The organism is Phyllobacterium myrsinacearum, from assembly GCF_014138285.1.
GTDB classification, from domain to species: domain Bacteria; phylum Pseudomonadota; class Alphaproteobacteria; order Rhizobiales; family Rhizobiaceae; genus Phyllobacterium; species Phyllobacterium myrsinacearum_A.
The window spans coordinates 1,255,196-1,277,483 of sequence record NZ_JACGXN010000001.1; the positions used below are offsets into that span (position 1 = coordinate 1,255,196).

General features: G+C 56.9%; 23 protein-coding genes and 1 tRNA gene. 9 read left to right on the forward strand and 15 right to left on the reverse strand.

Translation table 11 applies throughout. The features are described from left to right. Positions 1-17 precede the first annotated feature (17 nt). From coaBC to ubiE, 3 genes are all read right to left on the reverse strand, one after another. Positions 18-1,412, reverse strand: a complete 1,395-nt coding sequence (coaBC, locus tag FHW16_RS06240; protein ID WP_246711626.1) for a bifunctional phosphopantothenoylcysteine decarboxylase/phosphopantothenate--cysteine ligase CoaBC — start codon at positions 1,410-1,412, stop codon at positions 18-20. A gap of 68 nt (positions 1,413-1,480) precedes the next feature. Beyond that, a complete protein-coding gene (ubiB, locus tag FHW16_RS06245) occupies positions 1,481-3,058 on the reverse strand; it encodes a 2-polyprenylphenol 6-hydroxylase (RefSeq protein WP_182548240.1) in 1,578 nt (525 codons plus the stop codon). Between the two features lie 8 nt (positions 3,059-3,066). Then, positions 3,067-3,843 (reverse strand): bifunctional demethylmenaquinone methyltransferase/2-methoxy-6-polyprenyl-1,4-benzoquinol methylase UbiE, encoded by a 777-nt coding sequence (gene ubiE, locus FHW16_RS06250; protein WP_182548241.1) that lies wholly within the window; start codon positions 3,841-3,843, stop codon positions 3,067-3,069. Between the two features lie 116 nt (positions 3,844-3,959). Here ubiE and FHW16_RS06255 point away from each other — a divergent pair, with 116 nt between their 5' ends. Then, positions 3,960-4,979, forward strand: a complete 1,020-nt coding sequence (locus FHW16_RS06255) for an adenosine deaminase (RefSeq protein WP_182548242.1) — start codon at positions 3,960-3,962, stop codon at positions 4,977-4,979. A 30-nt stretch (positions 4,980-5,009) separates the two neighbouring features. Then, positions 5,010-5,636, forward strand: a complete 627-nt coding sequence (upp, locus tag FHW16_RS06260; RefSeq protein WP_182548243.1) for a uracil phosphoribosyltransferase — start codon at positions 5,010-5,012, stop codon at positions 5,634-5,636. Between the two features lie 297 nt (positions 5,637-5,933). On the opposite strand, the gene deoA is transcribed toward upp, so the two are convergent. The 7 genes from deoA to FHW16_RS06295 are packed head-to-tail and all read right to left on the reverse strand — an operon-like array spanning position 5,934 to position 12,660. Next, complete coding sequence (gene deoA, locus FHW16_RS06265; protein WP_182548946.1) at positions 5,934-7,247, reverse strand: thymidine phosphorylase; 1,314 nt, start codon at positions 7,245-7,247, stop codon at positions 5,934-5,936. A 6-nt stretch (positions 7,248-7,253) separates the two neighbouring features. Next, positions 7,254-8,054 carry a purine-nucleoside phosphorylase gene (locus tag FHW16_RS06270; RefSeq protein WP_182548244.1) on the reverse strand — a complete coding sequence of 267 codons (801 nt, stop codon included), beginning with the start codon at positions 8,052-8,054 and terminating at the stop codon, positions 7,254-7,256. Beyond that, entirely contained in the window at positions 8,051-8,458 is a 408-nt protein-coding gene (locus FHW16_RS06275) for a cytidine deaminase (RefSeq protein WP_182548245.1), read from the reverse strand. The genes FHW16_RS06270 and FHW16_RS06275 overlap by 4 nt, the downstream gene beginning before the upstream one ends. A 5-nt stretch (positions 8,459-8,463) precedes the next feature. Then, positions 8,464-9,435: an ABC transporter permease gene (locus FHW16_RS06280; RefSeq protein ID WP_182548246.1), complete on the reverse strand. Its 972-nt coding sequence runs from the start codon at positions 9,433-9,435 to the stop codon at positions 8,464-8,466. Next, positions 9,435-10,580 (reverse strand): ABC transporter permease, encoded by a 1,146-nt coding sequence (locus FHW16_RS06285; protein WP_182548247.1) that lies wholly within the window; start codon positions 10,578-10,580, stop codon positions 9,435-9,437. Before FHW16_RS06285 ends, FHW16_RS06280 begins: the two co-directional genes overlap by 1 nt. Next, positions 10,577-11,131 carry a cysteine hydrolase family protein gene (locus FHW16_RS06290; RefSeq protein WP_182548248.1) on the reverse strand — a complete coding sequence of 185 codons (555 nt, stop codon included), beginning with the start codon at positions 11,129-11,131 and terminating at the stop codon, positions 10,577-10,579. Before FHW16_RS06290 ends, FHW16_RS06285 begins: the two co-directional genes overlap by 4 nt. Further along, entirely contained in the window at positions 11,128-12,660 is a 1,533-nt protein-coding gene (locus FHW16_RS06295; RefSeq protein WP_182548249.1) for an ABC transporter ATP-binding protein, read from the reverse strand. The genes FHW16_RS06290 and FHW16_RS06295 overlap by 4 nt, the downstream gene beginning before the upstream one ends. Positions 12,661-12,871: 211 nt before the next feature. Between FHW16_RS06295 and FHW16_RS06300 the strand changes: the two genes are divergently transcribed. The 3 genes from FHW16_RS06300 to FHW16_RS06310 are packed head-to-tail and all read left to right on the forward strand — an operon-like array spanning position 12,872 to position 14,725. Further along, positions 12,872-14,044, forward strand: a complete 1,173-nt coding sequence (locus FHW16_RS06300) for an iron-containing alcohol dehydrogenase (protein WP_182548947.1) — start codon at positions 12,872-12,874, stop codon at positions 14,042-14,044. An 11-nt stretch (positions 14,045-14,055) separates the two neighbouring features. Then, complete coding sequence (locus FHW16_RS06305) at positions 14,056-14,265, forward strand: SlyX family protein (RefSeq protein ID WP_182548250.1); 210 nt, start codon at positions 14,056-14,058, stop codon at positions 14,263-14,265. A 4-nt stretch (positions 14,266-14,269) separates the two neighbouring features. Further along, complete coding sequence (locus FHW16_RS06310) at positions 14,270-14,725, forward strand: GNAT family N-acetyltransferase (protein WP_182548251.1); 456 nt, start codon at positions 14,270-14,272, stop codon at positions 14,723-14,725. Here FHW16_RS06310 and FHW16_RS06315 read toward each other — a convergent pair whose 3' ends face one another. The 3 genes from FHW16_RS06315 to FHW16_RS06325 form a co-directional block, all read right to left on the reverse strand. Next, a complete protein-coding gene (locus FHW16_RS06315) occupies positions 14,726-15,361 on the reverse strand; it encodes a LysE family translocator (protein WP_182548252.1) in 636 nt (211 codons plus the stop codon). Between the two features lie 134 nt (positions 15,362-15,495). Next, positions 15,496-16,494, reverse strand: a complete 999-nt coding sequence (locus tag FHW16_RS06320; RefSeq protein ID WP_182548253.1) for a BMP family lipoprotein — start codon at positions 16,492-16,494, stop codon at positions 15,496-15,498. A 281-nt stretch (positions 16,495-16,775) separates the two neighbouring features. Then, on the reverse strand, positions 16,776-17,099 hold the full coding sequence (locus FHW16_RS06325) for a hypothetical protein (protein ID WP_182548254.1): 324 nt from the start codon (positions 17,097-17,099) through the stop codon (positions 16,776-16,778). A gap of 372 nt (positions 17,100-17,471) precedes the next feature. Here FHW16_RS06325 and FHW16_RS06330 point away from each other — a divergent pair. Continuing rightward, a tRNA-Ser gene (locus tag FHW16_RS06330) sits at positions 17,472-17,562 on the forward strand. Between the two features lie 155 nt (positions 17,563-17,717). Here the strand turns inward: FHW16_RS06330 and FHW16_RS06335 are convergent. After that, positions 17,718-18,476, reverse strand: coding sequence for an alpha/beta hydrolase (locus tag FHW16_RS06335; protein ID WP_182548255.1), 759 nt, complete (start codon positions 18,474-18,476; stop codon positions 17,718-17,720). A gap of 151 nt (positions 18,477-18,627) precedes the next feature. Here FHW16_RS06335 and FHW16_RS06340 point away from each other — a divergent pair, with 151 nt between their 5' ends. Then, positions 18,628-19,071, forward strand: coding sequence for a MarR family winged helix-turn-helix transcriptional regulator (locus FHW16_RS06340; RefSeq protein WP_182548256.1), 444 nt, complete (start codon positions 18,628-18,630; stop codon positions 19,069-19,071). Positions 19,072-19,310: 239 nt separating this feature from the next. Next, positions 19,311-20,486, forward strand: coding sequence for a MalY/PatB family protein (locus FHW16_RS06345; RefSeq protein WP_182548257.1), 1,176 nt, complete (start codon positions 19,311-19,313; stop codon positions 20,484-20,486). A gap of 104 nt (positions 20,487-20,590) precedes the next feature. Here the strand turns inward: FHW16_RS06345 and FHW16_RS06350 are convergent, their stop codons facing one another. Next, positions 20,591-20,950: a bleomycin resistance protein gene (locus FHW16_RS06350; protein WP_182548258.1), complete on the reverse strand. Its 360-nt coding sequence runs from the start codon at positions 20,948-20,950 to the stop codon at positions 20,591-20,593. A gap of 205 nt (positions 20,951-21,155) precedes the next feature. On the opposite strand from FHW16_RS06350, the gene FHW16_RS06355 reads away from it, so the two are divergent. After that, a complete protein-coding gene (locus FHW16_RS06355; protein ID WP_182548259.1) occupies positions 21,156-22,052 on the forward strand; it encodes a hypothetical protein in 897 nt (298 codons plus the stop codon). The last annotated feature ends 236 nt before the right edge of the window (positions 22,053-22,288 follow it).

Sequence of the window (22,288 nt, forward strand, 5' to 3'; positions counted from 1 at the left end):
GCGTTCATTCTCAAACATCACACCTCTATCGTTTGCAATGCTGCGGCAATTTTGGCCGCCAGTCGTTCCGCGACATCTTCCTTGCTCATGTCGGGCCATTCCTCGACGCCTGAACGTGTCACAATGCGCACGGCATTGCGGTCGCCGCCCATGACGCCGCTGGAGTGACTGACATCATTGGCAACGATCCAGTCTGCCCCCTTCCTGTCCAGCTTCTTTCGCGCATTGGCGAGCAGATCCTGGGTTTCCGCGGCAAACCCGACGACGAGGCGTGGTCGCTTTTTATTATGTCCGACCCCGGCGAGAATATCGGGGTTTTCAATCATCTGCAGGACCGGAACAACCTCGCCCGGCTGCTTCTTGATCTTCTCGCCCGCTTCGTTTGCGGTGCGCCAGTCAGCGACGGCCGCAACCATGACAGCAGCATCGGCTGGCAGGAATTGCTCCACAGCATCGCGCATTTCGCGTGCGGATTCCACATGAACAACAGACACGCCCTCGGGATCAGCAATGGTAACAGGGCCGGATACCAGATGCACCGTTGCGCCCAATCGCGCCAAAGCTGCTGCGATGGCGTGCCCTTGCTTACCCGAGGAGCGGTTGGCGATATAGCGCACGGGATCGATGGGCTCATGCGTCGGACCTGACGTCATGACAATGGTCTTTCCGAAGAGCGGTTTTGGCTTTGTGTCCAGCAGCTTTTCAATCGCCGTGACAATCTCCAGCGGTTCAGCCATACGTCCTGCACCATTTTCGCCGCTCTCGGCCATCTCGCCGCTGTTCGGACCGACAAACCAGATGCCATCATTGGCAAGGGTGACCCGGTTGCGCTTGGTTGCGGGATGATTCCACATTTTCGGATTCATGGCGGGGGCGATCAGGACCGGCTTGTCTGTCGCCATCAGCACCGCCGAGGCCAGATCATTGGCCAAACCGCCCGCCATTTTTGCCATGAAATCCGCCGTTGCCGGGGCAACAACAATGAGATCAGCTTCGCGCGACAGGCGAATATGCCCGACATCGTGCTCGTCCTCACGGGAGAACAGCTCTGTGAACACCTTGTCTGCGGCCAGTGCACCCACGGATAGCGGCGTCACAAATTCTTCCGCTGCCTTGGTCAGAACCGGACGCACATGCGCGCCACGCTCACGCAGGCGGCGAATGAGATCGAGACATTTATAGGCGGCAATGCCGCCACCGATAATGAGAAGGATATGCCGCCCAGCGAGCGATCCGGTAGGCAGTTTCGACAAGAGCGCCGAGACTTGGGTGATGGAAGGGCTGGCATGCGAATCCAGTGACGCAAGAAGGAGGCGTACCTCCTCTTCCATCGAACGGCCGTGGGCGGCGGCACGCAACCGCAGTTTTTCCTTTGTCGCATCATCGAGATTACGGATGGTAATACTCGCCATATGATTGCACTCCCAAGGCAAAGACTGCACAAAATGCAATCATTGCAATCACATTAGAGCAAATAAGCTCAGAATAGAAGCGCATAAGTGATGATGATGAGGCAAATTGCAATCACCCAGAGCGCAACGCGGCCGGAGCGGGTATGCCGCGCCTCCGCCTTGCCAATGGCTTTTGCCGTCTCGTCATCGAAGCGGAAGCCCTGCTCCGCCATGCGATCCATTTCTTTGAACAAACGGTCAGCCCGCGCCACCAGCTCGGGCGCCTGGCGGGCAAGATGCAGCATAGCTCCCACGCCCTCGCGCGCATCGGCAAGGATTCCCTGCGGACCGAGATTGCGGCGAATCCAGTCGCCCACAACAGGTTCGGACGCTTTCCACATGTTGAAATGCGGATCGAGCGAGCGCGAGACGCCCTCAACCACCACCATGGTCTTTTGCAGCATGACGAGTTCCGGGCGCGTTTCCATGTCGAAAAGCTCGGTAACCTCGAACAGCAGGGTCAACAGCTTGGCCATTGAAATGGTTTCGGCCGGCTGGCCGTGAATAGGCTCGCCAATGGCACGGATAGCCTGGGCAAAGCTCGCCACATCATGGTGATGCGGCACATAACCGGCCTCGAAGTGCACTTCAGCGACGCGGACATAGTCACGCGTGATAAAGCCGTAGAGGATTTCGGCAAGAAACCGCCGCTCCTTTTTGCCGAGCCGTCCGGTGATGCCGAAATCCACGGCAACGATGTGTCCGCGGTCGTCGACAAACATATTTCCGGGATGCATATCCGCATGAAAAAACCCGTCGCGCAGCGTGTGGCGTAGGAAAGACTGGATCAGCGTTTCGGCGAGACCGACGAGATTATGCCCGGCAGCGCGCAGACCATCGATATCCGACATCTTGATGCCGTCAATCCACTCCAGTGTCAGAACATCGCGGCCGGTGCGCTCCCAGTCGACGGTCGGCACGCGGAAACCCGGATCGTCCTTGGTGTTCTCGCCAATCTCAGAAAGTGCCGCCGCTTCCAGCCGCAGATCCATCTCGATACGCGTTGTCTGCGCAAGTGTGCGCGTCACTTCGATCGGGCGCAGGCGGCGTGTGGCAGGCACGTAGCGCTCCTGCCATTGCGCCACCATGAAAAAGCTTTCCAGATCGTTGTTGAAGCGCTGGCGTACGCCCGGCCGCACAACCTTGACGGCAACCTTGCGGTCTTCCCCGTCCGTCCTGATATAGGCGGGATGGACCTGTGCGATCGACGCAGCAGCAATTGGTTCACCAAGACTTACATAGAGATCGCCGACCGTACGGCCGAGCGACCCTTCAATGGCCTTCACCGACGCTTCCATCGGAAAGAAATCGAGTTGGTCCTGCAGAAGCGCCAGATCGTCAGCCACCTCGGTACCGACCACATCCGGCCGCGTTGCCAGAAACTGGCCGAGCTTGACGTAGGAAGGCCCCAGCTTGTTGATGGCGCGTGACATGCGCTCGGAACGGCGGGCCGTGCGGGCACGCCGGCGCGCGAGAAGCCCTGCCACGCGATGACCGAACGCCGGGAGACCACTCAGCCCTTCGGCAGGCAAAGCGGAGATAACGCCTTCACGCGTCATGATCCATCCAGCCCGGATCAGGCGAAATGTTGCTGCAAGCTTACTCATTCAGAACGTCACAATTTCCAGCCGGAATGCAGGGCAGCGATACCGCCGGTAAAATTGCGCCAGCTCACACGCTCGAAACCTGCCGTGCGGATCATCTCGGCGAAATCCGCCTGCCGGGGAAATTTGCGGATGGATTCAACCAGATACTGATAGGAATCCGCATCACCGGTCACAGCCTTGCCGATTTTCGGAATCGCGTTGAACGACCAGGCGTCGTAAATCTTGTCGAGAACCGGCAGTTCCACTTCGGAAAATTCAAGGCAGAGGAAGCGGCCGCCCGGCTTCAGCACACGGTAAGCTTCCGATAGCGCACGGTCGATATGCGGCACATTGCGGATACCGAAGGCGATCGTATAGGCATCGAAGCTGGCATCTTCGAATGGCAGTTCCTCCGCATTGGCTTCGACAAATTCGGTATTGTCAGCGAGGCCTTTCTTCTCCGCACGGTCACGGCCGACGCCCAGCATGGAGCCGTTGATGTCGAGCACGGTTGCATGGGCATTGCGATTCGAAGCCTCGACAATGCGGAACGCGATATCACCCGTGCCACCGGCGACATCGAGTGTCTTCCAGTTTGATGTCTTGGAAGGCGCAAGCCAGGCGATCATTGAATCTTTCCAGACGCGGTGCAGCCCGCCGGACATCAGATCATTCATCACGTCGTAGCGTTTGGCGACGCGATGAAACACGTCGTTGACGCGCGTCTGCTTTTCTCCGTCGCCGACATCCTGAAAACCGAAGGATGTTTCCATGCCGCCATGGGCACCGGTGCGTTGCTGGCTCATTGTGCTACCTGCTGATCTCTTTTGCGGGCGGAGCATAGAAGATTGAAACGCAGAAGGCTATTGTCTGTTGCGCGATGAAGCGACGCGCTGCACATTTTGTCGAATGGAGACCGCCCATGGTGTTGAAGGCCGAACTGCATTGCCACGTCGAAGGCGCAGCCTCTCCGGCTCTGGTTGAGCGAAAAGCCACCAAATATGGCGCTGACGTTTCAGCCTTTATCGTCGGCGGCAAATTCGTCTGGCACGATTTCACCTCCTTCCTGCGCGCCTATGATCAGGCTTCAGCGCTGTTTCGCACGGAGGAGGATTATGCGGATCTCACCGAGGATTACCTGTTGTCGCTCAGCAAACAGGATGCGATCTATTCGGAAGTGTTCATCTCCACGGACCATGCGATCAGCGCCGGCCTTTCGCCCCGCGCCTATATCGAAGGGCTGGCGGAAGGCATGCGGCGCGCCAAAGCCGCAACCGGCATCGAATCACGCATGATCGCCACGGGGCTGCGCCATAAGGGCCCTGATGCCGTGATGGAAGCAGCGAAATACATCGCCGAAAATCCGCATCCGCTGGTGACCGGATTCGGCATGGCCGGGGATGAACGCATGCATCACCCCAGAGACTTCGCCCGTGCCTTTGATGTCGCGCGCGACGCCGGGCTGGGCATCACCGTGCATGCGGGCGAGCTTTCCGGATGGGAAAGCGTTGCCAATGCGCTTGATGCGATCAAGCCGTCGCGCATTGGCCATGGCGTGCGCGCCATCGAGAATCCGGATCTGGTGCGGCGGCTGGCGGATGAACAGATCCTTCTGGAATGCTGCCCCGGCTCAAACATTTCGCTGCAGGTTTACGCCGATTTTGCGTCCCATCCTTTCCCCGCGCTGGCCAAGGCAGGTGTGCCGGTAACTTTGAATTCCGATGACCCGCCCTATTTCCACACGGACCTCACCCGGGAATATGATCTCGCCGCCGAGTTCTTCGGTTGTGATGATGCCATGCTGACGGAGATCACACGAACAGCGCTGAAAGCGGCCTATGTGGATGAAACCACACGAAACAGCCTGATTCAGCGTCTTAACGCCGACAAAACTGTGCGTGCCGGGGATGCGGACTTTGCGGGATCGGTTACGAGCAGCTAAGGTCGGGGAAAATTTGAGTAGGAGTTTCCCATGGGCGTTACGATCGTTTCCCACCCGCTTGTCCAGCACAAGCTTACCATCATGCGCGACAAGGACACGTCCACGGCGGGCTTCCGGCGGCTGCTCAAGGAAATCTCGCTGCTGCTCTGCTACGAGGTGACGCGCGATCTCGAACTGACCACCATCAAGATCCAGACTCCGATGATGGAGATGGATGCACCGGTGCTGGAAGGCAAGAAGCTGGTGTTCGCCTCCATCCTGCGCGCAGGCAATGGCCTGCTGGAAGGCATGCTTGATCTGGTGCCCGCCGCGCGCGTGGCTCATATCGGCCTGTACCGCGATCACGACACGCTGCAGCCGGTCGAATATTACTTCAAGGCTCCGGAAGATATCGTCAACCGGTTGATCATCGTCGTTGACCCGATGCTGGCAACCGCCAATTCGGCCATTGCGGCAATCCAGAAGCTGAAGGATCGCGGCGCAACCAATATCCGCTTCCTCTGCCTGCTTGCAGCGCCTGAGGGCATCGAGCGCTTCACCAAAGCTCATCCTGATGTGGCGGTTTTCACCGCGGCCATCGACAGCCACCTGAATGAAAAGGGTTATATCATGCCGGGTCTTGGCGACGCTGGCGACCGCATGTACGGGACGAAGTAGGGTAGAAGCTCAAGAACTGCACGACTATTGTGCTTGGTTCGACAAGCTCACTCACCGCGCTGTCTTCGCCATAGCATAACGCACCTCCCTCTCCGTCATCCTCGGGCTTGACCCGAGGACCTACAGCAACAGAGTACGTGCTTATTCGTTTATTCAACGGGAGTGGGTGTACAAACTCATCGTTATTGAGAACTGAGTTATCTGGAATGCCTCGAGCAAGTTGAGACGATAACGCTTCTCCGCCTTGGATCCTCGGGTCAAGCCCGAGGATGACGGAGAGATTGGTACCACTTTGTCTCAGGCTCCAATCCGCCGCAGAACCGGATTGATCGTCCTTGGCTTGCGATCAGAAAAACCATAGGCGCCAAGGATGGCGCGGGCGGCTGTTTGCGCCGCGCTTTCATCGCGGGCATGGACAAGAGCGATGGCATCGCCCGCCTCCATTTTCGCACCAACAGGCTGCAGGGCTGTGATACCCACCGCATGGTCAATCGGATCCTGCGGTCGAATACGCCCTCCGCCCAGCGCAACAACAGCAACGCCAATGGCGCGAGTTTCTACTGAGGCAACATATCCTGCCTGCGGTGCTTTCACTTCCAGTGTCACTGGGGCGATCGGTAGATAATGACGGGCACGCGAAACGAAATCCACGGGGCCTCCGAGTGCTGTAACCATATGGCCAAAAACATCAGCGGCTCTGCCCGAATTCAGCGCTTCTTTCGCCATGTCCATGGCGGATTTCGGATTGGCGGCAAGTTTCGCCGAAACCAGCATTTCTGCGACCAGAGCCAACGTCACCGTTTCAAGACGGGAATCCCTGAGGTCGCCGGTCAGGAAATCCACGGCATTCTGCACTTCCACGGCATTGCCTGCGCAAAGCGCCAGCGGTTCGTTCATATCGGTCAACAGGGCTGTGGTGGTCAGCCCCGCACCGCTCGCAACGGCGACAATGCTTTCAGCCAGTGCCACAGCATCACGGCTGCGCGCCATGAATGCGCCATTGCCGGATTTCACATCAAGCACCAGCGCATTGAGTCCTGCAGACAGCTTTTTCGACAGGATCGAAGCGGTGATCAGCGGGATGGATTCCACGGTCGCCGTGACATCGCGGATCGAATAGAAGCGCTTGTCAGCCGGTGCGAGATTGGCAGTCTGACCGATGATCGCGCAGCCAACCTCATGCACGACCTTGCGGAACAGCGCATTGTCCGGCTGGCTACGATAGCCGGGGATCGAATCCATCTTGTCGAGCGTACCGCCGGTATGGCCAAGCCCGCGTCCTGAAATCATCGGCACATAGGCTCCGCAGGCGGCCGCAATAGGCGCCAGCATCAATGAAACATTGTCGCCCACACCGCCGGTCGAATGCTTGTCGACAGCTGGGCCCGGCAAATCCGACCAATCGAGAATGTCGCCGGAATCGCGCATGGCCAGCGTCAAGGCGACAGCTTCATCGCGCTTCATGCCATTGAAGAACACCGCCATGGCGAAGGCGGCAACCTGCCCTTCCGTGATGGCACCCGAGCTCATGGCATTGACGAAAGCGGTGATATCCGCAGCATCAAGTACGTGACCGTCGCGTTTGCGGCGAATAATTTCCTGAGGAAGCAACATGATTTAGCCGATCTCCCGAACCAGCGCCCGGATGATTTTCTGCAGGCGTGCACCGCCCTTCGGCGCAACATCCTTGGTTTCCTCGTGCGAGAGCTCCGCTCCTGTCATGCCAGCCCCATAATTGGTAATGACCGAACAGGCGGCAACGCGCAGACCGAAGAAGCGCGCCAGAATGACTTCGGGCACGGTCGACATTCCGACCGCATCGGCACCAAGCGTGCGCGCCATACGGATTTCTGCCGGTGTTTCGAAGGAAGGGCCGGAAAACCACATATAGACACCCAGCGGCAGCTTTTCGCCCACCTCGGCGGCGGCTATCACGAAGGCATCCTTGAGCTTCTTGTCGTAGGCGGCCGTCATGCCGACAAAGCGCTGATCCGAAGCCTCGCCGATCAAAGGGTTAAGCCCGGAATAATTGATATGATCATCGATCAGCATGACACTGCCCGGCGCGAGATCATGACGCACGGAGCCTGCCGCATTGGTCAGGATCACTGTTTCAATCCCAAGATCAGCCAGAGCAGCCATGACAGGGCGCATGACCGCAGCATCGCCCTTTTCGTAGTAATGCGCGCGGCCAGCAAGCATTAGCACCGGCTTGCCCGAGAGATAGCCTGCAACAACCTTCCCGGCATGGCCCGAAACACCGCTATGGGGAAACCCCGGCAGATCGGCATAGGGAATATGGATGGCGTCGTCCACGGCATCAATGAGTGAGCCAAGTCCCGATCCGAGCACCAGCGCGACACGCGGGGCAAGTCCCTGGAGCTTGTGAATAAGAGCTCCGGTTGCAGGCGCAATCATGCGGGATTCCCCTTGCCGAGAACTTCCGCCTCGAAACCGTAGGGGAAGATGTCCCGCATGGTCAGCGTTTCGACAATACCGTCATTGTCACACAGGTGCAGGCGCGTATCGGGACCGGCGAATTCCGCCAGACGCTGCCGGCAGCCACCGCACGGTGTGCACTTCGCCTTCTTTTCTGCAACCACCACAATGTCCGTGATTGTACCGCCGCCGCCCATTACGAAATGCGACAGGGTGGTCGTTTCGGCGCACCATCCTTCCGGATAGGAAATGACTTCGATATTGCAGCCGGAATAGACACGGCCGTCGCTGGTGCGCACCGCTGCACCAACCGGGAACCGCGAATAGGGCGCGTGGGCTTTCTGCATGGCCGCGAAGGCCGCGTCGAATAAATCCTTGCTCATTCTTTCTATCGCTCTTTCACATAGGCCACACCACCCGCTTTTGGCGGTATTGCCTTGCCGATAAAACCGGCGAGCAACACAATGGTGAGAATATAGGGCAAGGCTTGCATCAACTGTACGGGAACCTCGCCGATGAGTGGAAGGGGGTGCCCCTGCATACGGATCGCAATGGCGTCGAGAAAGCCGAAAAGCAGGCAGGCAAACATGGCGTGGACCGGCCGCCATTTGGCGAAGATCAGCGCAGCCAGAGCGATATAGCCTTTGCCTGCCGTCATATCCTTGACGAAACCCGCCCCTTGCGCGGTCGCCAGATAGGCACCGGCGACACCGCAAAGCAGTCCGCAGCAGATAACGGCCCGGTAACGCAGCCACGGCACGGAAATGCCGGCCGTATCGACAGCCGCGGGATTTTCACCGACCGCGCGCAGGCGAAGGCCAAAGCGCGTGCGGTAAAGAACCCACCATGTGAATGGCACCAGCAGGAAGGCGAGATACACCAGGACGGAATGGCCCGAAATCAGTTCGGAATAAATCGCGCCGATCACAGGGATTCCGCTCAAGGTTTCCACACCGGGCAGGTCAATCGGGTTGAACCTTGCAGCATTGGGAAGCGATGGTGTGCGTCCGCCCTGCTGAAACCATGCCTGACCAAGAATAACCGTTGTCCCGGCGGCAATGAAGTTGATGGCAACGCCGGAAACGATCTGGTTGCCGCGATGGGTTATCGAGGCAAAACCATGCACCAATCCAAGTGCAATGGAAATCAGAACAGCAGCCAGCAGCCCGACGTAGGCCGAGCCCGAATAGGTCGCCGCAGCGCCCGCCGCAAAGGCTCCTGCCAGCATCTTGCCTTCCAGACCGATATCGAAAATACCGGCACGCTCGGAATAGAGGCCGGCAAGGCACGCCAGCAGCAGCGGTACGGAAAGGCGGATCGTGGAATCCAGAACCTGCAGGACGACTGTGAAGGTATCCATTATTGACCTCCCTCGGCAGCGACGGCCGGCGTGGGCTGGCTCTTCACCCGGGCCACGCGCTGCAAAATACGCAACAGGGTTGGGCGGAACATATGCTCCAAAGCCCCGGCGAAAAGAATCACCAATCCCTGAATGATGACAATCATGTCGCGGGAAATATTAGGCATATCGAAAGCGATTTCAGCGCCGCCCTGATAGAGCATGCCGAAAAGGATCGCCGCGAGAACAATGCCAGCCGGATGCGAGCGCCCCATCAGCGCCACCGCGATACCGACAAACCCTGCACCGGCAACGAAATCAAGCTGCACACGGTGCTGCGCACCCATGATCGGATTGAGCGCCATCATGCCCGCCAGCGCACCTGAAATCATCATGGTGATGACGATAATCCTGACCTCGCTGATCCCGGCATAACGCGCTGCCTTGGGGCTGTATCCCATGGTGCGGATTTCATAACCAAGCTTGGTGCGCCAGATGAGCACCCACACGAGGAAAGCCGCGACAAGCGCCAACAGGAAACTGATGTTGAGCGGGGCAGAGCGCATGTTCAGCCCTATCAGGCCAAGCAGCCAGCCGAGACCCGGCAATTGCCCGCCATCGCCGAAGACACGGGTTTCGGGCGCCTGTGTCCCGGATGCCTTGAGATAGCCCACCAGCAGGTAAACCATGATGCTGGCGGCAATGAAATTGAACATGATCGTGGTGATGACCACATGCGAGCCGCGCTTGGCTTGCAACCATGCCGGAATGAGGGCCCAGAGTGCACCAACCAGACCCGATGCTATAATGGCCAGCGGGAATGTTATCCACCAGGGCAGAACGTTGCCCAAGCCAAGGCCAACCACCGCGACACCCAGGCCGCCAATATAGGCTTGCCCCTCACCGCCAATGTTGAACAAACCGCAATGGAAGGCCACGGCAACGCAAAGACCGGTAAAAATGAAGTTGGTGGCATAGTAAAGCGTATAGCCAACGCCGTCGCCGGAGCCAAAAGCACCCTTGACCATCAGCACGGCGGCATCGATCGGGCTTTCACCGACCAGAAGAACAACGAGACCTGCAACGAAAAATGCAACAATCAGATTGATCAGCGGCAACAGGCCGTAATCAGCCCAGGCAGGCAGTTTGGCAAAAGGCTGGCTCATGGCAGGGCCTCAATGATGGCATCAGAAGTGGAGATTTTGGCATATTCGCCATCAAGAACGGAAAGAGTCAGGGCGTGAACATCTTCGGCAGCCCAGCTCTTGCCGCGGTGATCCCTGCGGTCGATACTGGCCACGGCATCTTCGGGGACAATGACTTCAAATCCGAGATTGGCCGCCATGCGAACGGTGGCGTCCACGGAGTTTTCAAGGAGAACGCCCGTGACAACAAGACTGTGCACCTGCAGCTCGTCCAGCACATCCATGAGATCCGTGCCGATGAAAGCATTATTGGTACGCTTGTCGACAACCGGCTCTCCGACCTGCGGAGCTACTTCGGGTTTGAAGTCATTGCCGGGCGTGCCCGGGCGATAGGGCGATTCCGGATCGGTGGAATCATGTTTGATGTGGATGACAGGCAGGCGACGCTCGCGCCAGGCGCCGAGCAGGCGGGCAATATGCTGCTCCGCATCCGGCTGACCGCGGCGGCCCCATTTGGCGTCATCAATGGCATTCTGCACATCGATAACAAGAAGTGCCTGGGTAGCAGTCATTCGGCAGCCTCCAGCTGTTCCACGCCGGCCATCAGGAGACCCAGTTCACCCTCGCTGGCATCGGAATCGCGCTCGCCAACGATGCGGCCGGCGAACATCACCAGAATGCGGTCAGACAAGGAGCGGATTTCATCCAGCTCAACCGAAACGAGAAGGACCGCCTTGCCCGCATCACGCATTTCGATGATCCGCTTGTGAATAAACTCAATAGCACCCACGTCGACACCGCGCGTCGGCTGGCCGATGATCAGCACGCCCGGATCACGCTCGATCTCCCGCGCCAGAACAATCTTCTGCTGATTGCCGCCGGAAAAATTCGCTGTCTTCAGCCGTGGATCACTGGGACGGATATCGTATTTCTCGATTTTCTTGCGGGCATCAGCCTTGATGGCCTCAATATCGAGGAACGGCCCGTTCAGATAAAGCGGATCGTCATGATAGCCGAGGATCGAATTCTCGTATTCCTCGAAGGCCAGAACCAGTCCCATATGATGCCGATCCTCAGGCACATGGGCGAGGCCGCGATCCCGCAGTTCGCCCGGGTCAGCCGCGCCTGTTATATCGATGACCTGACCATCCAGAAGTACCCGGCCTGACACCGCCGTGCGAATGCCTGCGACCGTCTCGATAAGCTGCGACTGGCCGTTGCCGGCCACCCCAGCGATACCGACGATCTCACCAGCGCGAACGGTGAACGATGCATTGTCGACCATGACCACACCACGGCTGTCGCGCACGGTAAGATTTTCCACCGACAGCTTGATTTCACCCGGCTTGGCCTCGCCTTTCTGCACACGCAGGAGAACCCTGCGTCCAACCATCAGCTCGGCCAGTTCCTCAACCGTTGTCTCCGCCGTCTTGCGCGTCGCCACGACAGAGCCCTGGCGCATGACCGAAACATTGTCCGTCACCGCCATGATCTCGCGCAGTTTATGCGTAATGAGGACAATGGTTTTGCCCTGTGCCTTCAACTGCTCCAGAATCCGGAAGAGATGATCGGCTTCGGCCGGTGTCAATACACCGGTGGGCTCATCGAGCACGAGGATTTCCGCACCGCGATACAGGGCCTTGAGGATTTCAACACGCTGCTGCAAACCAACCGGCAGTTCTTCAATCAGCGCATCCGGATCCACATCCAACTGGTATTCCTGTTCCAGCCGTTTCAGTTCGGCGCGAGCCTTGGCAATGCCGCGCTTCAGGAGCGGTGCGCCCTCGACGCCGAGCATGACATTTTCAAGCACGGTGAAATTTTCGACCAGCATGAAGTGCTGATGCACCATGCCGATGCCGAGCGCGATGGCAGCATTGGGATCGCTGATCCTGACCGGTGCGGCGTTGATACGGATTTCGCCATTATCGGCCTGATAGAAGCCGTAGAGGATCGACATGAGCGTCGATTTACCGGCACCATTCTCGCCGATAATGCCGTGAATGGTACCTTTTTCAACGCGCAGATGAATATCGCGATTGGCATGAACGACACCAAAACGCTTATCAATTCCCACAAGTTCAATCGCCGGTTCTGCCATGTCCCCATCCGCTGTTGATCAGCTTTTTTGTTGTTCCGAACTTTTGACCCTAGAGCAAAGAAAAATCAAATGGAACCGGTTCTGTGAGGATCTCCAGCGCTCTATCACCGGATTTTTTTACTTTTTAGTCAAGAATTGCACGTTTGCCAGACAATTGCTGCTCTCGACAAACCCGCATGTGCTCTGGCAATCTTCCGGGATGACCAGCGAGATCACTTCCTTTGCCTTTCACACCACGCCACGCATCGTTTTTGCTGCGGGCGCCAGTGCTGACGTTGCCTCCCACCTGCGCATACAACCCAAGGACCGCCTGCTTATCGTTACCGATGCCACCATTCTCGCTCTTGGACTGGCGCAACCTGCCATAGCCAGCCTGCAGGCCGCCGGGGCGGACATAACCGTGTTCGGTGAAGTGGAAGCAGATCCATCGCTGAGGACATTGTTAAGCGCTGTTGAAATGGCGCGGGAGAACGATGTGAACCATGTCCTTGGATTTGGCGGCGGTTCGTCGCTTGACGTGGCCAAGCTTGTTGCATTGCTCGCGGGCTCGAACGAAAATCTCGACGAAGCCTGGGGGGTGGGAAACGCAAAAGGGCCGCGCCTGAAACTGACACTGATCCCGACCACTGCGGGAACCGGTTCCGAGGTGACGCCGGTCTCCATCATTACAGTCGGGGGGCATGAAAAACGCGGTGTTTCTTCCCCGCTGATCCTGCCCGACGTGGCGCTGCTTGATCCGGACCTCACTCTGGGGCTTCCGCCGCACGTAACGGCCGCAACCGGCATCGATGCGATGGTGCATGCCATCGAGGCCTATGCGTCGAAGAACCCCAACAATAATCCCCTCTCCAGGGCGCTTGCCGTGGAGGCACTGCGTCTACTTGGCTCGAACATCGAGACTGCGGTTTTCAATGGCCACGACAAGGCAGCGCGTTCAGCGATGCTGCTCGGCTCAATGCTGGCCGGACAAGCCTTTGCCAACTCCCCCGTCGCGGCCGTACATGCCCTCGCCTATCCCATAGGTGGTACGTTCCACATACCCCACGGTCTGTCCAATGCCTTGGTTTTGCCCCATGTGCTCCGCTACAACGCCGCTGATTCCGCAAACGGCGCGGCAGCTTTATACGCGACATTGGCTGCACACACCTTTGCCGATATGGATGTAACGGGGGGAACGCAACTGATCTGCAATAGCTTTATCGATCGCTTGGCTGGCCTCTCGGCACAACTAGGGCTACAGACGCGATTGCGGGATGTCGGCATTGGCGAGAGTGACCTGGCCATGATGGCAACCGATGCCATGAAGCAGGGGCGGCTTCTGGTCAACAATCCACGTGAGGTGACTGAGGCCGATGCCTTGGCGATCTACGGAATGGCCTGGTAACGGAGACGAAAATGAGCGCTGATATGGATCGCGTCACCAAGCTGGAAATTCTTGTGACGGAGCAGGAAAAGACCATAGAGGAGCTGTCCTCTCAAATCGCAGAGCAATGGAAGGTGATCGAGGGTATGCGCCGCAAGCTGGATGCATTGACCGACCGCTTTCTTGTCCTGGAAGAACAAACCACCCCGGACATTCCGGTGACCAAACCACCACACTGGTAGGCTGATGATTACTGTCGAACCTCTGGAAAATCGTCCTGAACTGGTCCCGGTCTGTGCCCGCTGGAATTTTCACGAATGGGGACAGCAAGCCGGGCGGACAATGCAGGAGACCGTGGACGCCTTCATGGCGTTCCTCGAACCGGACAGCAGGCAAAAAGCGTTCGTTGCCCTGCATGCCGGTATTCCGTCAGGCCTTGTGCTGTTGATCGACAATGATCTTGAGAGCCATACCCATCTGGTACCCTGGCTCGCCAGTTTGTATGTCGCCCCGCCTTTCCGTAGCAAAGGCATTGGCAAGCAGCTGATTTCGGCAGCGGAAAATGCCGCCCGCGAGCTAGGCCATCCAGAGCTTTATCTCTACACGGACAAGCCGGACTACTACCACGCTGTAGGCTGGCAGGATCGCGAAGAACTGTCCGGTGAGAACGCTGGGATGACTATTCTCAACCGCAGCCTTTGATCAGATCCTGTGCGTCTTGAACGCTTCCAAGATCAGCTTTACGCCCAACGCGCCCATAACCGCCCCGGCACCCCGATCGATCCATGCCTTGAAACCGGCATAGGTTGCGCGGGCACGGGCCGTTGAGAACATGGTTGCGACAAACGTGTACCAGCCCGCTTCAATGATGAAGACCATAGGCGGCAGTGCAAGCAACAACCAGAGTGGCGGATTGGCTGGCAGGAGCGCGGCGAAGAGGCTGGCATAGACAATCGCGGTCTTGGGGTTGCTCAGCTGGGTGATCAGCGCAAAGGAAAACGAGCGGGCCAGCGACATATGCCCGCCAGTTCCCTGCAGAACCAACGGCTCGGATGCGCTGTTCCAGATGCGGATGGCAACATAAACGAGATAGGCGCCGCCAGCCACCTTCAAGATCAGGTAGAGCCATTCGACCTGCATCAAAAGGGCAGTCAGCCCCAGAACCGCGAGGCAGCAAAAGATCGTACCGCCTATGCCCATACCCAACGCGGCCGCTACACCGTGCAACCGCGGCGCAGTGATGGCGATACGGGAAACCAGAACGAAGCTCGGGCCGGGGCTCATGGCTCCCAGCAGGAGAACTCCAAGAATACTGAAGAAAACGGCGATTGCAGACATGGGATGCTCTCCACCGCGTGAGCCTGTGACGCGGAGCGGCATATTCTCATGTTTTCCGGATAAAACAAACAGCCGCGACGGCTCAAAAACGAAGCCGCCGGCTTGTAACCGGCGGCTCGTTGGATCAACGAAAATCAACCCTTGTAGGGGCAGGCATTGTCCGTGTTGTAATTGTGAACCTTGACCTTGCCGGAGATAATGTCAGCTTTTGCGGCTTCCACTGCCTTTTTGACATCGTCGGTCAGCAATTTGGCGTTGTTCTCGTCGGCGGCATAATCGACGCCGCCTTCCTTGACGCCGAGAACATTCATACCAGCGGTGAACTTGCCGTCCGCACCGTCCTTGAAAGCATTGTAAGTGGCAACGTCCACACGTTTCATCATGGAGGTCAGCACCTTGCCCGGATGCAGGCCGTTCTGGTTGGAGTCAACACCAATGCTGAGTTTGTTTGCATCGGCTGCAGCCTGCAATACACCAATACCGGTGCCGCCGGCTGCCGCGAAGATCACATCCGAGCCCTGATCCATCTGCGACTTGGCAATCTCGCCACCCTTCGCAGGATCATTCCAGGCGGCAGGGGTGTCACCGGTCATGTTCTGGATAACCTTGGCATCCGGATTGGTTGCCTTGACACCGCCGACATAGCCACAGGCAAAATTACGGATCAAAGGAACATCCATCCCGCCAACGAAACTCACAGTGCCTGTCTTCGATGATTTGGCAGCAATGACGCCAACGAGATAGGAGCCTTCATTGTCGTTGAAAACAACGGACCGTACATTTGGCTTGTCTACAACGGCGTCAATGATAACGAACTTCGTATCCGGAAATTCCGTCGATACTTTTTCAATGGCTGCAGCGGCCGAGAAGCCGGCAATCACGATCGGCGAGTTGCCATCGGAAGCGAACTTGCGCAGGGCCTGTTCGCGCTGGGCTTCATTCTGGATTTCGAACTCGCGAAACTTCACACCGGTTTCCTTGGTGTATTTTTCCGCGCCGTTGAATGCCGCCTCATTAAAGGATTTGTCGAATTTACCGCCAAGATCAAAGATCAAGGCAGGTTTGTTGTCCGCAGCATAGGCCGAAACGGACATGGCTGTAGCAGCCAGCAGACCAAGAACAATACGCTTCATTTGATACCAACCCTCTGGATTTTGTTAGCAGGACCAGCATTCTGCTGGTTCCGGAATTCGTTGCGGCCCATCCCGTCACGGCCGCCCCGGGAACAATCTTGCACGGCTCCGGGCAAAATTCACGCGGAATTTTGCCTCCCGGTCAAATATTGCGGAATAGCTCAATTCAAACAGTGCTTTAGAAGAATTTTGCCTGTGGAACGGAGCAGGGGAAACCCGTATCGCGCAGACCGTGATATCCTTCGGGATTCCCCGTCATGTGCACCTGTGACCGGCAAATCTCAACGGGCCGCGAACCGCCCTACCCGACTCTCGCGCCGGTATCCCAGTGCGTACAACAGGAAGGCCAGAATGGCGAAAATAACGAAAGTGGGTGCTTCAAGCACCCAAAGCATCATGGGGTCCCATAGGACAGGATAAAAATGAGCCTTGAAGTAGGCCTCGACAAGGCTGAGCGAGGACGCGGACAAGGATTGCCAGCTCTCCTGCAGGGACGTGGTGACCAAATGCGACGCTCCCACTGATCGGGCCGCATCAAGAACAGCGGCGATAATTGCCATAGCAAGGGCAATATAGGCGAGAAGCCTCAAAACGGGTCGGATCACATCACTCTCCAAAGTCATCATTCCGCGCTGCTCCGGCAACGCAAAAATCACATTCTAGCGCGGAACACTGTCCGGTTGAATGCGGATTTGTCTGTATTTTGATGCCGGACTATGAAATTTCACTGAAAATTCCCAGCAATTTCAGGGGCAAATGCATGAAATTGCATCAAAGCACAATTATGTTGAAATAGGTGTTGAACAAGAGCCTGTTCTGACTATAGTGCGCGCCGCACGGGGTCGTTGTTGGCTAACCATCTTCAAGTGACTCGCGCGAATTCCAAAGACAGAGTGACCGATGGTTGACGGTGCTCCTGAGCCGGGTTTTCCGGCTGAGAATGACCAACCCGACCGGCCCCATGCCGGACGATCTGCGGAGAGGTGGCCGAGTGGTTGAAGGCGCACGCCTGGAAAGTGTGTTTACGTCAAAAGCGTAACGCGGGTTCGAATCCCGCTCTCTCCGCCAGTCACACCAAATTTCCCATTAGAATTATGCAAGGCTCCGTGAATATGGCAAACACTGTTTGCCTGTGCGTTAACGGCCGCCATCATCCACATGGCACTCCCGCAAACTGATACCGGAGCGTTTGAAACGCCCCGGTATCAGGTGAAAGCGTGTGTTTACTTGGCGGATGCTGCCTGCTCGATGAGGGCGGCAACGGCTTGCGGCTTGGAAACATAGACGGCGTGGCTGCCGGCCGTTTCCACAACGGTGGATTTGGCGCGCTTGGCCATCATGCGCTGGGCGGGCGGCGGGATCATGTGGTCGTCCGTGGCAACCATATAGAAGCTCGGCTTGCTCTTCCAGGCGGGTTCGGTGACAGCACCTGCCAGCGCTTCGACACCCCAGGGAACCTGCGAGTCCGCCATGAACGCTGCCGTTCCTGCATCAACGTCGGCGGCGAAGGAAGCGGCAAACTTGGCCCTGTCAAGGAAGAGGTAGCCATCAACCGGCGGCAGGATCGGCGGTACCGGTGCGCCTGCGGGCGGATTGGCGATCAATGACGATACGGACTCGCCTTTGTCAGGGGCAAAGGCTGCGATATAAACGACGGCCTTCACCTTCTCGTCCGTGCCGGCTTCGCTGACGACAACGCCGCCATAGGAATGACCAACCAGGATGACCGGACCGTCCTGCTGCGCGATGATCCGCTTGGTAACGGCCACATCATCGGCCAGCGAGGTGGTCGGGTTCTGCACAATGCTGACGGTGTAACCATCCTTTTTCAAGATGTTGTAGACACCCTGCCAGCCCGAACCATCGACAAAGCCGCCGTGGACGAGGACGATGTTCTTGGCATCAGCCGATGCAGCATGGACGGGACTTACAGCGGTAGCAGCCATGGCGAGGGTGGCGGCTGCGGTCAGGATCTTGCTCATATGCGTATCTCCTTCGTTGTTTTGTTCGCGATAATCTTTATTGCGATAAAGACTTCATAAACGACGTTATAAACCTTGTAAAGCGATTTCTTTATCGCGATATCATTATTTGTGATAAAGGTTATAAACACTATCAATCAAGGAGACCACAATGACCGATGCCCCCACCCTGCCGCTCGACAGCCAACTGTGTTTTTCAATCTATTCAGCGTCGATTGCCATTCACCGTGTCTATAAGCCGATGCTGGATGAACTGGGTGTTACCTATACGCAGTATCTCGTCTTGAGCGCCCTTTGGGAACAGGACGGCCTGACCATTACCGTCATTGGCGACAGGCTGGCTCTGGAGCCGAGCACCATTACCCCTGCCGTCAAGCGGCTGGAAAGCGCGGGCTTTCTGGTGCGCCGGCGCAGTGTTACCGATGAGCGCCTCGTCGAGGTGCATCTGAGTCCAAAAGGTGCCGAACTTCATGCCAAGACAGGATGTCTCACAGAAACGCTGCTGCGCCGCTCGGGCTTCACCGTACCGGAGATGATCGACCTCAACCACAAGGTCCAGCTGCTCCGCGACGGAATGACCAAAGCTACGGTTTAACTGGACCATCCCTTCGCGCGCCCGCGACTATAAGAGGCGGCAATCACCGTTAAGGAGGCATCGTCCCGGGCCGGGTATTTTTTCCTTTCAAAATGCCGCTGAGACGGTTTGATCGGCACCAAGAATTCCGCGAACTCTCCCTGCTGCTCCAATATGAAAATTTATTGCCGGATGGCTTGTGACAACAGCAAAAGGCGTGCGAGTGGTTTCTATCCGGCCTTCATCCCATGGAGCATCCCTTGAACAGTAGACTTGTCATTCCCGAGCAAGAGTTGCGTCAGCGGCGAAACGCAAAATGGAGCCACTACAGCGATGACGTCCTGCCAGCCTGGATTGCTGAGATGGACTATCGTGTGGCCGAACCGATACAAGCAATCATCAACCGTATTGCGCTCGAACAGGACTATGGATACCCCGAGCGCGGGGGCGGCAAACCAGATGAGCTTTTGTCACACACATTTGCAACACGCATGAAGCAACTCTATGGCTGGCAACCTGCCCCTGAGGCCATTCAGTTCATCTCTGCCATTGATCAGGCTATCCTGACAGCACTTTTAGCGTTCACGGAGCCTGGCGATGGCATTATCGTTCAGACACCCTGTTACCCGCCCTTCTATGACGTCATGAAGGCAGCTGGCCGCCATTTCATCAAGAACCCGATGATCCGCGGCGGCGACCGGTACGAGATCGACTTCGAGCATCTGCGCAAGATATCCGGCAAGGGAGCAAAAGTGCTCCTCCTGTGCAATCCCCAAAATCCGACCGGCCGTGTTTTTGACCGCAGCGAACTGCAGGCAATCGCTGAGATTGCCATCCGCCATGACTTGTTGGTCATCTGTGACGAGATCCATTCCGATCTTGTCTATGCACCGGACCGTCACACACCGCTCGCCGCGCTGGGGCCCGAGATCGCTGCGCGCACGATCACGCTCAATTCCGCCTCCAAAGGCTTTAATCTACCGGGACTTTACTGTGGCGTGATGTGTTTCGGCGACACGCGACTGGCAGCACGCTGTCACGCAAAGATGCCGCGCAGGCTGATGGGCCAGCCCAATACCTTTGGCCTTGACGCAACCATTGCCGCATGGACGCAAGGTGCAGATTGGGCAAAAGCTGCATTGGCGATGTTAGCGGCGCGGCGCGGCCAGCTTATCGAGCACGTTCGTATGCACCTGCCTGATCTCGGTGTTTTCCAGCCACAAGGTACCTACTTGGCCTGGCTCGATCTGACGGCCCTCGACTTGAAGGAACCAGCCAGCCAATTTTTGCTGCGTGAAGGTAAGGTCGCGGCAATGCCAGGTGAATGGTTCGATTCAAAGGCTGAAGGCTTCGTGCGCATCAACTTTGCAACGTCGGAACCAATCCTGACTGAAATTCTGGAGCGAATAATTTCGGCGGTCCGCAGTCGGGGCTAATATCAGGCCCATCGGCCGAACACATGTTAGCCTGAATATCGCACCACTCGATCAGTTTAGCGAAGCAGACCATATTTCCGGCCAGTGACACATTGGCATGCCGACTACTGGTTTCCTATCAGCCGAAGCAATGTTCCATCCGGATCGATCAGTGCCCCCATTCGACCCCAATCCTCGTTCTCGAGCGGATGCAGGCGGGGCTGTCCCATCACAGCTTCAGGGATACCAGCCGCTTTGCAAACGCCATAGAAGCCGTCAACATCATCGAGCCGAAGGCAGCAACTGAAGCTGCTGCTCAGGGGGTCAACACCCGGGTAGCTGAAGAATTCCAGCACAACTCCGTCGCGCTCCAAAATCATCCAGTCGTCACCGCGATAATCTTCTGAAAAGCCCAGATCCGCATAAAATCGCGCCGTCTTTTCAAAATCGCTTGATGGCAAATTCGGTGTCGCACTGTTGACCATTGCATCCTCGGGTTTTGTTGGCACCAACCAATAAAAGCACTGGCCGATGAATATTCATTGGCGGTAAAAGCAGACTTCGGCCACCATTGATGCATTGAAATACCACACCATCATTGTAAACTCGTGATGAGACTTCATTTGCTGCTGGTACTCACCATGCAGAATTTCGCCGTCCATCAAACGACTCGTAATTGGCAGGTAAGACATGGGATTAGCACCACGCACTCAGCCCCTGGGCCCCAAATCAACAAGAGCTGATGACGATGATTTCCATCCCATACCACTTTCAAGTGCACCGCTTTTTGAGGGTGGGCAGCCATTAGGCGTCGTTTTCAACGGTCGCTCGCTGGATGCGGTCATCGACGACTCCCTCTCGTGCTGCGGGAAATACAGCCTCAAGAATACACAGCACTATAGTATTGCAGGGATTACCCGTGACGGATGCCTGCTCTTCGCGGTTAACTGTCGAATCGGAGGGCGGTGTTGCACGGCAATGGGAGTCTTTGATCCCTCAGGCAAGCCTATGGCACCAACCTTGCCCCAGCAAAACCTGCTGGGAAAATATATGCCCAATTCGGACAATCCGATAATATTGGATGCAAAAAGCAAATCCGCCATCGGTTTTAAGACGAACGACACTAATCCGAGCGTTGGTGTTTATGCCGATCTTTCAAAAAAGAACATCATTTTCGACTTCAAAGCGAGCCTTGCAGACCCAGCCATAACAGCCAACGGGAGTTTGGTGCTCGATAAGAACTTTAAACCCAGCAGCAGCACGTTGGATGTCACCACTACCCAAGGTATCGTGACGGCGACGGCAAGTTCGGCTTTTGACAACAAGTTCCATGCTACGAGCCACGCATTAAAAATATCCGCGGCCAAGGATAAATTCTCGGCAACGGGTAATTGGAAGCGGAGTGGCGATGAGACGACCCGCCAACTGGACATCGGATATCAGGCCTCCAAGCGTGTCAAGATCACGGCTTCATGGCTCCCTGATACCAAACCAGCGGCGCCTCCAAAACTAAGTTTCCCATTGAAACCCGCTGCATTTCAGGACGACAGCAAGTTTCGGATCGAGCTGAAGATTGATTTATGGTAGCAATCCACTTTGTCAAACCTCACTGACACCAACCAGAGGCGAGCGCATTGAATGCCGGTGCCCACCCATCGAACATGATGGTGGGCTGATGAACAGCAGAGAGTCACCTCCCCCTGTTATACTCCAATGCCTTTGTCAGCTCCGGCCCGGCTGCCGCTACTGACGAGCTCCCCACCGAATATCTCTCCCAAAGTACAAACGCGCCTTCATTTAATTATTGCAACAATCAATACTAT